Origin of the sequence: Flavobacterium ranwuense, assembly GCF_004349315.1 — a bacterium.
Lineage (GTDB): Bacteria > Bacteroidota > Bacteroidia > Flavobacteriales > Flavobacteriaceae > Flavobacterium > Flavobacterium ranwuense.
The window spans coordinates 1-16,093 of sequence record NZ_SMLH01000009.1 but is presented as its reverse complement, the minus strand read 5'-3'; the positions used below and the strand labels follow the sequence as shown (position 1 = coordinate 16,093).

Sequence of the window (16,093 nt, the reverse complement as noted above, 5' to 3'; positions counted from 1 at the left end):
GGCTAGCGATGAAGTTATTATTACAACCTTAGATCCAATAATTGATGTAACTGCACCAACTTCACCCACAAGTTTAGCAGCATCTGGAACAACACAAAGTTCCACTAATTTGTCATGGGTAGCCTCTACCGATGATGTGGGGGTGACTGGATATGATGTATATCAAGGTATAACTTTATTAACGACTGTAAGTACAACAAGTTATGAAGTAACAGGATTATCTACTGCTTCCGCTTATACCTTTACAGTAAAAGCTAAAGATGCTGCAGGAAATGTATCGGCAACAAGTAATGTTGTGGATGTAACTACCCCAGATACTACAGCACCAACAGTAACGACGGATTTAACCGCTTCTGGAACTACATCGACAACTACAAATTTATCATGGACTGCCTCTACCGATAATGTTACTGTAACTGGATATGATGTATATCAAGGTGTAACTTTATTAGCAACTGTAAGTACAACAAGTTATGTAGTAACAGGATTAAATACTGCTGCCACTTATACCTTTACAGTAAAAGCCAAAGATGCTGCGGGAAATGTATCGGCAGCAAGTAATATTGTAAACGTAACTACCCCAGATACTACAGCACCAACAGTACCCGCGAGTTTAACCGTTTCTGGAACTACATCGACAACTACAAATTTATCGTGGACTGCTTCTACAGATAATGTTGCTGTAACTGGATATGATGTTTATAAGGGAGTAACACTACAAGGAACAACATCTGGCACTACTTATTCCGTGACTGGATTAACAGCTTCAACTGCCTATACTTTTACGGTAAAAGCAAAAGATGTTGCCGGAAATGTATCTCCTTCAAGTAATATCGTAAATGTGACAACATTAGCCAATACTTTAATTTATTGTACATCGCAAGGAAACAGTGTGGCTAGTGAAAAAATTGGAAAAGTAGTTTTAGGAACGATCAGCAACACTTCAACTGGTGGAACTGGTTATGAAAACTTTACTGCTATTTCTACAAATACATTTAGGGGAACAGCTTATACCATAACAATAACTCCGTCTTGGACTTCAACAAAATACAAAGAAGGATATGCAGTTTGGATTGATTATAATAGGGATGGTGATTTTGCCGATGCAGGAGAACTAGTATGGTCTAAAACCGCTTCAACAACAACCCCAGTTTCCGGTTCATTTACTATTCCAGCAACTGCTGTAATTGGTTCAACCAGAATGAGAGTGTCGATGAAATACAACGCAATTCCAACATCGTGTGAGGTATTCTCTTTCGGACAAGTAGAAGATTATACCGTAAATATTGTTTCTTCTACTGCCAAATTAATTGAATCCATCAAGGTACAGAATATCAATATATATCCAAACCCTGTAAAAGGAGCTGTTTTAAATATATCGTCAGCTGAAAACGCTACGTACAGAGTTATTAATTTACTTGGACAAGAAGTTTCAAAAGGAAAAGTTGAAAATGGAGCTGTTTCAGTTACAAATATTAACACCGGTACTTATTTACTAGAAATAACCACAAACGGACAATCTGTAATAAAACGTTTCATTAAGCAATAATCATTTCAAATTTTATACTAAAAAGCTACCTCGATTCGAGGTAGCTTTTTTTTGCTATGTTGTCAAAAAAACATTTTGTCCGATAAAAAAAGGATATGCTGTCCGCTTTGCGAACTAACATTTTTTTTTCCACAGATTTAAAAGATTTTCACGGATTTCCCCTAATAAATCGAATTCGCTTTTCTCTAATCTGTGGAAATCTTTTAAATCTGAGGCAAAAAGTATTGTTTGGTATTAGTTACGAATAGTCATATCACTTTATTTTTTTGCCGCATATTTAAAGGATTTTAATGGATTTCTCCAATAAATCTAATTCTTTTTTTCTTTAATCTGTGGCAAAAATTATTGCTGGTATTAGTTACGGATAGTCATAAAAAAAATAAAATATTGTATCAACCCAATAGAGGTATTTGCTCCTGCAAATAATCTACGGAACATTCAGATAGGTGCAGATTAATTATTTTTATCAACATTTAACTCCTATCGGAGCAATCCCACAGGAGTCTGATATTGGTAGTTTAAGGATTTACAAGACACAGCACTGTACCGTAGGGACTTTACCACATTTAAATCTTCGACAAATGAAACAAAAAACCCGATAAACAGCAAAAAATTATAACATTTTATCAACAAAATGTTGTTTCGTAAAAAACAAACAAGTAGTTTTATGGCCTAAATATCTTACCCGAAAGTTCATGACTCAAAATTACTTTTCAAAAAACACCCTTTTTACTTTATATTTTTTATTACTTAGTTTTTTTGGATTTTCTCAATCCTCACAAACATTCAACACACCAGGAAGCTCCACCTTCACTGTTCCAGCTGGAGTAACGAGTATAAATATTGAAGCATGGGGCGCAGGTGGTGCAGGTGGTGGAGCTACAGGAACAAATTCTTCTGGAGGTGGTGGTGCAGGTGGTGCTTATGCTAGAAGAAATTCCTATGCAGTAACACCTGATACAAATTACACAGTAACTGTAGGTAGTGGCGGTATAGGCAGCAGAGGTAATGGTACATCTGGAGGATTTTCATCGTTGAGTAGCGGTGCAACAACCTACTTATTAGCCGTTGGTGGTAATGGAGCAGCTTTTACAAATACGAATAACACCTACACTACAGGAGCTACAGCAGTTAGCTCAGGTAATACGGGTTTTACAGCTCCTCTTAGTTATTATGGAGGAAAAGGTGGTGATGGTCTATTTGGTGGTGGTGCTGGAGGATCAAGCGCAGGTACAGGCTCTAATGGAAATTCTGGTATTGACCAAAATGGGGGTGCAGCAGTAGCTGGAGGAGTTAAAGGAGCAGATGGTTCTACAGAAAGTGGAGACGGAGCTTTTGGTACCCCACCTGGTGGTGGTGGTGCAGGGGCAAATGCTCTAACAAAAACGGATAGATCTGGTGGAGGTGGTGGAAATGGGCAAGTAATCATTTCATGGACATGTCCTATTTTTAGCTTGAATAGCACATCTGTAGCAACTCCTTTATGTTCAACTTTTGCTGCAAATGTATCTGTTAATTCGAGTATAACTGGTCTGCCAGTAGGCACCTATACCGTAACCTACAATATTTCTGGAGCTAATACTGCTTCAGGAAATACTGCAACTATGAATGTTACAACTGCTGGTACAGGAAGTTTTTCTACCAGTACCTTACCAAACTCAGGATCAACTACAGTAACTATAACAAATCTAGCCGCAGGAACATGTAGTAATAACATTTTACTATTTAATAGTGCAACTATAACAGTATCAGCTACCCCTACAATAACTTCAACTACGCCTGGTTCAAGAACAGGTACAGGCACGGTTCCCTTAAGTGCAGTAGCATCTGTTGGGACAATTTCTTGGTTTACTACAGCAACTGGAGGAACAGCATTAGTAACAGGGAATAGTTATACTACTCCATCTATTACAGCTACAACTACCTATTACATACAAGCTACTAATGGATCTTGTACATCGAGTCCAAGAGTTGCTATTGTAGCAACTATAAATAATCCTGAAATTGCCGTTTCAGGAAATGGCTTCACTATTACAGATGGTGATACTACACCAAGTACTGGTGATTTTTCTAATCTAGGAAATTCCAATCTTCTCATAGGTTTAACCAGAACTTATACCATTAATAATTTAGGTGCGGCAACATTAAATTTAGGCAGTATAACTATTGGAGGAACAAATGCCTCAGAATTTGTAGCAACAAATCCCCCAACATCAATTGCACCTCAATCAAGTGCCACCTTTACGATTACCTTTACTCCCATAGCTATAGGTACACGAAATGCAACTTTATCATTTACCACTGATGATGCAGACGAAAATCCCAATAATTTTAATATAGCCGGAACGGGAGATACCGGGGTAACACCAGAAATTAATCTACAAGGAAACAGTACTGATATTATTGATGGAACATCTGGTGGATCTACAACTAATAACACTGATTTTGGGAGTGGATTGGCTGGAACATCTATTGTAAAAACATTTACCATTCAGAATTTAGGCACTGGTCTTTTAACACTTACAGGAACACCTAGAGTTGTAATAACCGGGGATGGTGCATTTACAGTAACAAGTCAACCAAGCAGCAATTCAATTGCTCCAAGTTCAAGTCTAACCTTTCAAGTTACATTCAACTCTGCCATCACAGGAAATTTTTTAGCCATTGTAAGCATAGCAAATAGCGATGGTAATGAAAGTATTTATGATTTTGTTATTACGGGAAATACGACAGTTACAGGTAGGGAAATAGACATACAAGGAAATGATGTTTCTATTGTTGATGGAGATACCACACCAAGTGTTTTAGATCAAACCGACTTTGGAATCACCGATACAACCACAAAAATAGCGATTCCTTTTCAAATCTATAATTATGGAACTACTGCATTGGGAATAACAACTACTGTTAATGTGACGCCAGCAGGCTTCTTTACAGCGAGTATAATCCCTACGAGTTCATTAGCTGCTAGCGGGATTACCAGTTTTGTGGTTACATTTACTCCTACTGCGGCAGTAGGTGTAAAAACGGCTACTATCACAGTAACAAACACAGATAATGTGGGTACTCCAAGTGAGACCTCTTATGATTTTGTTGTATCAGCAGAAATTAAGGTCCCAGTTGCGTTAACAGTTGCTCCAGGAGGAGTTACCTCTAATCTTAAATTTTGGCTAAAAGCTGATAGTAATATTGGAAGTGTTGCTGACAATGTTGCTATAACAACTTGGCAAGACAAAACAACAGGAAGTACTAAGGATGCCATTGCAAAATTAGGTAAAGAACCCAAATTTCTACACAATACCACTAATAATGTCAACTTTAATCCAGTTATTCATTTTAATGGGGCAAATGCTATGGCAGGTGGACAAGGATTTAATAATTTGGATATGTTTGTAGTTATTAAGCCAACAAATACTGTAACTTCTACTACAAGTCCAATGGATACTTATTGTGGTGATGATATTGCCATTAATAAAGGAAGTCAAGATGTAACTGGTTTTGAAATGGGGAATACCTCGAGTAGGTTCACAAATGAAGTATTCGCATATAATCAAGGGGCTAACACATCTTACGGAGTCAGTGAAATAAGTACCTCAAAATCTTATACTGGAGTTAATATTTTTAATCCCAGATATGTTGGGTCGGGCACAGGATCCACAAAAATGGGTATCTTCAACAATGGCACTTTATTATCAACAACTGAAAAATTAACAGATCCTGGTACTTATATACCATATAAGGATATTCTAAACTCCAGATATTGGTTAGGAGCCAGTGAAGCTTTTGGTCCTAGTTTTAATGGAGATTTTCTTGAAGTAATCAATTATAACACCAGTAATACTGCAACTGACAGGAGGAGAATAGAGACTTATTTAGCTATTAAATATGGTATTACACTAGGAAGTAATGGAACAAGTCTGGATTATTATAACTCTGCTTCTATAAATGCAGCTACATCAATTTACGATGCAAGTACAGGATTTAATTACAATATTGCTGGAATAGGCCGTGATGATAAATCTGAATTGAAACAAAGACAATCTAAAACTGAAAATATAATTGATGATGTCACCATAGGACTTGGCGGTATTTATAATAAAAACTCCGATAACCCAAATAATTTTATTAACGATAAAGAGTTTTTAGTTTGGGGAAGTAATAATGGAACACTGCTTGCTCAACCCGCAGTAATAGTAAACATGAGTTCGGGGATATCACCTTCATTAACTACTGAAGTTGATTTTATTTCAATAGGACGAACTTGGAGAGTGAAAGAAACTGGCGGTAATATTCCTTCTTGTAAGGTTTCTATACCTTCTACTCTACTTACCTCCACGATAACTCCTCCTGGTGATTTCTTGATGTTCATATCGAGTACTCCTCAATTTAATCCAACATCAGAATATAGAATTATGCGCGTTAACGGGTCAAAACTAGAAACTGATTATGATTTTGACGGAACTAAATATATTACTTTTGGTTATGCTCCAGAAAGAACTTTTGAAAGAGCTATCGATTTTGATGGTGTAAATGATTATCTAGATGCTGGTAAAGTTTTAGATTTAAACACATCATTTACAGTCTCTGCTTGGATAAAAAGTAGTACTATCAACCAAACAATTCTTTCCAAAAGAAACAACCCTTATACCGCAGGGTATGATTTAAGTATAAATGCATCCGGAAAAGTTGAGATGAGTTGGTTTAATGGCACAAAACAAACTATAACATCTTCTATAATAATGCCTACAGAAAAATGGCATAATGTATGCGTGGCATACGATAATTCAACCTCAACAGCAAAATTATATATCGATGGTTTTGAAGATGCAAGTAAAACATTAAGCAATGTACCTGCGAATCCAACACAATCTTTCTTAATAGGAGCAGCAAATGGTGTAACACCTACATCTTTCTTTAATGGTACTATCGATGAGGTTCGCATTTGGAATGTTGCGCTCTCTGTAAAAGAACTACGTTATGTTATGAATCAAGAAATTCTAAGTAACGGCATAGCAACTAATGGAAAAATTATCCCTAATAGTATTACATCGAATGAAATTAGTAGTATCCCTTGGTCAAATTTAAGCGCCTATTATCCAATGTCTACCTATACTTTTACTAATGCCAAAGACATATCAAACAACAATAATACGGCTGCTCTACGAAATTTAACAACTGTAGATTTGCAAACTGCACCATTACCTTATGAATCATTAGCAAATGGAAGCTGGGAAACTCCCGGAACATGGAAAAACAATACTGTTCAAGATATTCCATATAGTTTATCAATAGTAGATGATATTGAAACTATAGATTGGAATATTGTAAAAACAAGTCATAATATTACTTCGGTAGGGAATAAAACCGTTTTAGGATTATTCGTTAACAGCAACACATTGAGTGCTACAACTGTTGGAGGATTACAAACTGATGGAACTAAAATTGAAGTTTCTCATTACTTGAAACTAGATGGAAAAATTGATTTAGTGGGAAGATCACAATTGATACAAAAACTAGGCAGCGACTTAGATGCAACCAGTTCGGGTTCATTAGAAAGAGACCAACAAGGACAATCTAACAAGTATAATTATAACTATTGGAGTTCACCTGTGGGTGCAATTAACGCCACTACAAACAACAATGCTTTTACTGTGGCCGGAGTTTTAAAAAACGGAACAAATCCTGCAGCACCAGCAACGATAACTTGGGTTGGTGGTTTTGATGGAGCAACATCTCCATTTAGTTTAGCACGCTATTGGATTTTTAAATTCGATAATTTAGCGAATGACTATGCCAATTGGACTCAAATAGGTGAAACAGGATCATTGTCAGCAAGTAAAGGATTTACCTTAAAAGGACCAGGAACTTCAGGAACACAAAACCTTACCTTTTTAGGAAAACCAAATAACGGTACTATAACAAACATAGTACTCGCAGATCAATTGTTACTTATAGGGAATCCCTATCCATCTGCATTAGATGCTGATAAATTTATAACCGATAACATTGGTTCAGTTGAAACATCTATTACTGATCCCGCAATTGATGGAGCATTATATTTCTGGGAACATTACGCAACTAACAACACCCATATATTAAGAGCGTATCAAGGGGGTTATGGCATACGAAATCTGTCTGGAGGAGTCGCTCCAAGCGCTACTGGCGTAGATTTCATAAGTGGGTCTGGTGCAACAAGCAAGTTGATTCCTAACCGATATATTCCTGTAGCGCAAGGTTTCTTTGTTGCTGGAATAGCTGGCACAGGAGGAACAGTAACTTTTAATAATAGTCAAAGAGATTTTCATAAAGAAGACGAAGTTGGGGTTTCCCAAACAACGTATAGAATTCCGGTTAGTCCAAAAGCTTCTAGCCATTGGACGGACAATAGCAATGCTCCAATTGAGAAAGACACTCATAAAAAAGTACGGCTAGGATTTAATGTTATCGACAAAACCTTCCACAGACAAGTGCTTTTGGCCTTTATGGACGAAAAAGCAACAAGTGCTATGGATAATGGTTATGATGCCTTTAATATTGATGAATCTCCAAGTGATATGTATCTATTGAATGGTGAAAATGAATTAGCGATACAAGGAGAAGGTTATTTTGATGAAGACGCCTCCTTCCATATTGCTGTTCGAATGGAAGCAGCTGGAAAAGTATCTTTTGGTATTGATGCATTAGAAAATTTTGATGAAAACCAAAATATTTTTGTTTACGATAAAGAAACGGATACTTATAATAGTATAAAGAATACCCTTTATGAAATAGAACTTCCTGAAGGATACTTTACTGATCGTTTCTCATTACGTTTTACGGATAAAACCCTTAGCGTAAAAGATCCTGCTTATGAAAATACCGTTCAAGTAGTCTTTACCCGTTCTAATAATGTTTTGAATATAACAAATGATGCAAATGACAATACAGTTCTTGCCGTGTCACTTTTTAATATCCAAGGAAAATTAATATCTAAATGGGATGTGACTGACAAGGAACAAACCAGTATTAAAATACCTATTCAGAACAAAAAATCAGGAGTTTATATCGTAAAACTGAAAACTTCCAAAGGGAATATCAGTAAGAAAATTATCGTCAAATAATTTAAAATAAAATAACACTTCAGAAAGAGACTTCTCCTAACCGGGAAGTCTTTTTTTATACAATTAGACCAATTAAAAATGATTCATTAAAATCATAAACTGTTAATTAAGATTAACTAAATATCTATGGTTACATTTTTTTGAATAGTAATAAATATTGAAAATTTAGAAACCAGTAACTATTTCCCCATAATAGTTCCTATTTATTTTTTTATAAAAATTAATTATTTTGTATTAATTAAACTACAATATTTAAATAAAAATGTATTTTGTCGATTTTATTTGCACTTTAGCTGATTAATCACAATAATACATTTAACTTTAGTCCATAAAATATCACTCAAACAAGTCACGCTCAAAAGATAAAAAACTGAACCTTAATTAAATACAGTAATTAGACTATGAATAAAATTACTTTAATAAGCAAAAAATTAGTTTTTACAATTGTTCTCCTTTTCATTACATTTTTTGGAATTTCACAAACGACTCAAACCTTTTCCACATCTGGAACATTTACTGTTCCTGCTGGGGTGACCTGGATACAAGTTGAAGCTTGGGGAGGAGGAGGCGCTGGTGGTGGTGCAACAGGAAATCCATCTGCTGGTGGCGGTGGTGCCGGTGGCGGCTATGTTAAGAATACATCCATTACAGTAATTCCAGGCACTACATATACTGTTACTGTTGGAACAGGCGGAGTTGGTTCAACAGGCACAGGTGGTGCAGGAAATTCATCTTGGTTCGGGTCAACGGCTACATTATTAGCTGTTGGTGGTAATGGTGGTAACGGTGCAAGTGGTAATCTTTCAACTACTGGTGGTGCAACTGCATCCACAAGTGGCAATATTGGCTGGTCATCTGGTTTTAATTATTATGGAGGGGCAGGTGGAACCGGTGCAGCATTAGGGGTATCAAGTGGCGGTGGTGGCGGAAGCGCAGGAACAATCTCAAATGGAAATAGTGCTCTTATAATGCTTGGAGGTGCTGCAGTTACTGGAGGTGGTGCAGGGGCAACAGGCTTAGATATCAGTAGCGACGGAAATTCAAGCACTGCTTTTGGCGGTGCTGGAGCTGGGGCTAGAGCAGGAACCGGTGCAGATAGATCAGGCGGGAATGGCTACAAAGGTCAAGTAATTATCTCATGGACCTGCCCTACTTATAGTTTAACGGCAACTCTATCGGTAACTCCAATCTGTCCAAGCAACACAGCCAGTGCATTAGTAACATCCTCAGCAGCAGGACTACCAGTAGGAACTTATACTGTAACATACAACTTAACAGGAGCCAATACCGCTACAGCCAATACCGCAACTATGATGGTTACAAGTGCCGGTTCAGGAATTTTTACCACAAGCGCACTTTCAAATTCCGGTACAACTACTATAACAATTACAAATCTGACAAGTGGTGGAACTACTCCTAATAATTGTAGTTCTAACATTGGTACAAATAATACTGCAAACGTAACCGTAAATGCCACTCCTACAATTACAGGTACAACTCCCGCTTCTAGAGTTGGCTCTGGCACAGTTGATTTGTCCGCAACTGCTTCTGCCGGAATAATTTCTTGGTTTGCAGCATCAACTGGAGGAAGTGCTTTAGGAACAGGACCCAGTTTTACCACGCCATTTATTGCTACAACGACAACCTATTATATTGAAGCGGTTAATGGTCCATGTGTTTCTGCCGCAAGAACAGCTATAGTAGCAACCGTAAATTTACCCGAAATAAATATTCTGGGAAACGCTGTTTCAATTATTGATGGTGATGCAATTCCAAGTCCCACAGATTGGACCGACTTTGGGTCAATGGAAACTAGTACAGGAATCATTACAAAAACATATACCATTCAAAATACGGGTACTTCCCCCTTATCCATAGGAGTCCTAACTATTTCCGGAACTAACGCTGGCGATTTCACAGTTACCACTAGTCCGAGTACTTCAATTGCTGCGGGAGGCAGTTCTACATTTTCTGTCAGCTTTAATCCTAATACCTTAGGTTTAAAAACGGCCGCAATTTCAATTGTAAACGGCGATACTAATGAAAATCCTTATGATTTTTCTATTCAAGGTACTGGAATTCAAACCTTTTTTGATAGCGACGGGGATGGTGTATATGACAATTTTGATATAGATGATGATAATGATGGTATTCTAGATGCTACTGAGGAAACAAATTGTAACAGCTCAAATGGCCATAAAGTAGATTATAAGTTTTTAAATGAAACCTTCGGGACAGGAGGAAGGACTTCAAGCTTTACAGCTGCTTATAATGCAACAACAACCTATTGCTATGAAGACGGAATTGCAGGCACTAACACGACAGCATGTCCTAGCCAATCAACCTGGATACTAGACGATGGGGAATACACGGTGGTTTCTAAAATAACGGGAACAGTAGCCAGCGACCCTGAAAATATTCATGGTGATTTAGCTTGGTACAATGGCGAAGATCATACCACAGGGGACACCAATGGAAGAATGGCGGTTTTTAACGCCAGTTTTACTCCCGGCACATTTTACGAAACAACGATAACAGGAATCCTGTCCAATCTGCCTGTAACCTACAGTTTTTGGGTATTAAATATAATGGCCCCCTCTACTTTCCCAGGCTCAATTTTACCCAATGTAACAGTAGAATTTTATGATTTATCAAACAATCTTCTTACGACTTTCAACACAGGAGACATCGGAAGGTGCTCTGGAAGCACTACGGACAATACCTGCAGTCAAGGAGTTTGGAAACAATTCACTACTAGTGTCAACTTAGGAAATGTGAATGCCTTTACCATCCGTTTCAAAAATAATGCTCCTGGTGGTGGCGGTAATGACCTTGCATTGGATGACATCCTAATTTCACAAACTTTATGTGATTTAGACCATGATGGAGTTGCCGATATGTTTGATTTGGATGCCGATAATGATGGTATTGAAGATGTTATTGAAACTGGCTTAGGAAACTTGAGCAATGCTAAAGGAAGAATAGATGTGACTTGGGTTGACACCAACGGAAATGGACTCCTTGATAGTGCCGAATCCACAGCTGCATTACCAGCATTAGACTCTGATAGTGATGGAATCCCAAATTATATAGATTTAGACAGTGACAACGACAGTCTTTTCGACTTGGATGAATCTGGGGCAGGAAATACAAATGCTGTTTCTGGATATGTAAATGGGGACGGAGACATCAATGGGGACGGAACAGGAGATGGTCCGGAATCAGAAATATTTAGAAGTAAAGATATTAATGGAGATGGAATAACAGAAGGTTTTGGAGACGGAATATTAGACATTTACGACTATGGTACGGGAGCAACAAACCAATACGGAAATTTAGGACAAGGTATTGCAACTGCAAATCCAGCTACTACCTATCTAAAAGACACAGATACCGACGGAATCCCCGATTATCTTGATGTGATATCTAACGGAAGTACATTTGATATTGCAAATACATTATTGATTTATGACTATAAAATTTTAGACACTAATAATAATGGAATTATTGATGGAACAACTGACATTGACAAAGATGGCATTCTGGATACTTTTGATACGAATACGTTTCAGTGGGGTTCACCAAGAGACATCCGCACAAAACTATTTCTAGATTTTGATGGACGAAATGACTATGGACAAAGCACAGCAATCCTTGGAGGTTTAGCCAATGCATCGCTCATGGCATGGGTTAATTTAAACCCTGCATTTTCTTCGGAAGGAGTCATTATAGGACAAAATAATTTCCAAATACGAATAACAGCTACCAAGAAATTAGAAGGAATTGTTAATGGAACTTCAGTCCTTTTTAATACCACCTTAAATGTATCACAATGGTATCATGTTGGGGTAATCTATGACGGTGCCAATATAAAGTTATATTTAAACGGTGCTTTGGTGGCAAGCCAAGCTAAAACAGGAAGCATTTCAGCAGATGCATCGCTTCTCACTTTAGGAAGAGATCCAAGCAGTAATACAAAATATTTTAAAGGAAAAATAGATGAAGTAAGAGTATTTAATTTGGCTTTGACCGATTACCAATTACAACGAATGGTATATCAGGAAATTCAAGATACCAGTTCACAAATTAGAGGTACAATTGTCCCAAAAAACGTAGCCACCTCTCCTATTCCTTTGCCTTTTGCTAATTTGCTTCGTTATTACAGAATGGACAATTATAAAGATGATATAATTGATGACCTGACAACTCCTGCAATTGATATCATTGGAACAAAAATTTACAACCATAAGAACATTCATATTCAACAAGCCCCTATGCCTTTTTTAACAGAACGAAATGGAAGTTTTTCAACAGCGGTAAACAGCCCTACAAAAGAAATCAGAGGAGAAGATATTATGGAACAAAACTGGTCGATAGTACATGTAAAACATGACATTACAGAAACGGCTAACAACATTGATTTAGGCATGCTGGTGGATGCAGGAAAAAATATTATAATGAACAATGATACCAAAATACAAAATGATTGGTACTTAAAATTAGATGGAAAAATTGATTTAGTTGGGATGTCACAGTTGGTGCAAACCACGGAAAGTGATTTAGACGTTACAAGCTCAGGATATATCGAAAGAGATCAAAAAGGACAATCTAATTTATACAATTATAATTATTGGAGTTCTCCAGTCAGCCCAATAAATGCAACTACAAATAACGCTGACTACACCGTTTCTGGCAGTTTGAAAGATGGAACCAATCCAGTAACACCAATTGCAATAAATTGGATAGGTGGCTATGACGGTGCTGCAACAACTCCAATTAGTCTAGCTCGTTACTGGCTTTATAAATTTGATGATTATGCTAATGATTATGCTAATTGGGTTCAAATAAATGAAAATGATCCAATACGAGTAGGTCAAGGATTTACATTAAAAGGAAGTGGAGCATCATCAGGAACTCAAAATTATACCTTCATTGGAAAACCGAATAATGGATCGATAACAACAAATACTGTTGGTGATGATCAATTATTGTTAACCGGTAACCCATATCCATCTGCATTAGATGCCGACGCTTTTATAACTGATAATATACCTTCTTTAGAAACTTTCTCAAATCCCTCTACAGATGGCACTTTATATTTTTGGGAACATTATGCAACCAATAACACCCATATTTTACGTGATTATCAAGGTGGATATGCTGCACGAAATTTAACTGGGGGTTTAGCGCCATCAGCAGCTGGTATTGATTTCATCAGCCAATCAGGAACCCCATCAAGAGGGATTCCTAACCGATATATTCCAGTAGGCCAAGGCTTTTTTGTGAATGGAAAAATTGGTTCAGGCGGTACAGTTATCTTTAAAAATAGCCAAAGAGGTTTTCATAAAGAAAATGACGCTTTGAATTCTAATGTAATGTATAAAATTGGACACAATGATAAAAAGGAAAAATCGTTGAGTAATACTAATAATGACAATGATCCTATAGAAAAAGATACTTTTAAAAGAATTCGATTGGGATTTAATTCCCATAACGATTACCACAGACAGGTATTATTAGGATTTATGAATGAAAAAGCAACCAGCGAAATGGATTACGGTTATGATGGTTTAAATATCGATGACTTTCCCAATGATATGTATTTTTTGAATGGAGAAAATCAATTGGTAATTCAAGGCGAAGGATTTTTTGACATCAATGCTTCCTACCCTATTGGAGTAAAAACGGATGCTGCAGGGAAAGTCAAATTCCTAATCGATGCTTTAGAAAACTTTGATGTAAACCAACCTATTTTTCTATACGATGATGACACCAAAATGTACTATAATATCCGAAATGAAGCTTTTGAAATCAATCTTACTGAAGGCGAACATAATTCCCGTTTTTCATTACGATTCAAAGACAAAACACTAAATCTTAATGAGGAAACCAGTATTGATAATGAAATAAAAATAGCCCATTCACAAAGCAAAAACACAATAATAATCAACAATAAAGTAATAGATATAACTGTTCAAGAAGTGACTTTATTCAATATTATTGGACAATCAATCACCACTTGGAAAATTGAAAATCAAGGACAATATGACATACAGCTTCCAATCAAAAAAATAAGTTCAGGAGTGTATATTGTAAAACTCAAAACTTCCAAAGGAGCTCTCAGTAAAAAAATAATTATTAAATAATCTTAGGATTAATAAACTTTAAAAAAGAGAAAACTGTCTGAAAAGACAGTTTTTTTTATGTCTAAATTGTTCCTGAAAAAAGAAAAAAAGAAAACCTCCAAGCTTAATTTTATTAAAACGAGTAGTTTATCGGGAGATAAAATCCTTTTATCGAAAAAAAGATTTTTTTAATAAAATTTAGTTATAAATTCTTAATTTTAAGCTTGTTAAGCTTATAAAACCTAAAAAAAACAATATATACAATCCGAATAAAATAATCCTTTTGTCATTTTTGAATATCAATTCTAAAAGAAAATATAGAGAATAACAACAGCTTGATTAATTTTTTCATTGCAAATAATACCACAATAATAAACTTTATTTTACTTCTGTAAATGTCATAGATTATTCTATGTCCAGATTACAAAATCTTAATTGTTTGATTAAAAAGTGTGACTATTATGAAAAAAAATTACTTCTTTATAATTCTATTGTTTCTAACTTCACTATATAGCTTTGGGCAGTGTCAGACTCTCTCCGGAGATAATAAAGTTTGCATTAATACAACTGAAACGTATACAGCTGTATCTGGTGGATCAAATTATAGTTGGACATTTTCTGGAGGAACTCTTAGTTCTGGAGGTTCGCTAACTGACAATACAATAACGATTGATTGGGGTAGTGTTGCCGGAAACTATGACATTACTGTTACTTTTGATGGCGCTCCTAGTTCTAGCTGTGTAGGAACGATAACAGCTGCTCTTAGTGTAAGTGTAAATGTAAAACCCAACACTCCAAATGTTTCTCCTTTAAATTATTGTTTAAATGCGGCCTCTGTTATAGAGGATGCTATTTCAGGATCTTTAACGGATCTCCTTTGGTATACTGTATCAACAGGAGGAATACCTGCTTCTATAGCTCCAACACTTGATACCAGTATTGCAGGAACCACTTCATATTGGGTCAGTAGAGATGGTGGAGGACCAAGTTGCGAAAGTGATCGAGCTGAGATTGTGGTTACTGTAAATCCTCCAACAGGAGCAACCAGCTTTACAGCGGGAGCAACCACAGTATGCCAGAATGCATCTGATGAGACTTATACTGCAACGGCTGCCAACAGCACTTCAGTAGTATATTCGGTATTACCGGTAGCAGCGGGAACAATAAATGTAAGTACCGGGGTGATGAATTGGGATGCGGCGTTCAGCGGAACAGCTACTATCACCGCCACTTCAACTGGGCTATGCGGTACGACAACCGCAGACAGAATGCTAACGGTAACACCCAATAACACAATTGCTTTATCATCGGCAGTAGGC

Annotated in this window: 3 protein-coding genes and 1 pseudogene; all 4 read left to right on the top strand. The window is 36.6% G+C overall.

Features of this window, described 5'->3' with window-relative positions:
* Positions 1 to 43: 43 nt before the first annotated feature.
* A pseudogene (locus E0I61_RS16605) lies at positions 44 to 1,549 on the top strand (fibronectin type III domain-containing protein); the annotation flags it as partial.
* A gap of 695 nt (positions 1,550 to 2,244) precedes the next feature.
* The gene (locus tag E0I61_RS13305; protein WP_132072006.1) at positions 2,245 to 8,649 is read left to right on the top strand and encodes a choice-of-anchor D domain-containing protein; all 6,405 of its coding nucleotides are present in this window, start codon (positions 2,245 to 2,247) and stop codon (positions 8,647 to 8,649) included.
* Between the two features lie 401 nt (positions 8,650 to 9,050).
* A complete protein-coding gene (locus E0I61_RS13300; RefSeq protein WP_132072004.1) occupies positions 9,051 to 14,795 on the top strand; it encodes a LamG-like jellyroll fold domain-containing protein in 5,745 nt (1,914 codons plus the stop codon).
* A 440-nt stretch (positions 14,796 to 15,235) separates the two neighbouring features.
* The coding region (locus E0I61_RS13295) for an Ig-like domain-containing protein (RefSeq protein ID WP_205728760.1) at positions 15,236 to 16,093 on the top strand (858 nt) is incomplete at its 3' end.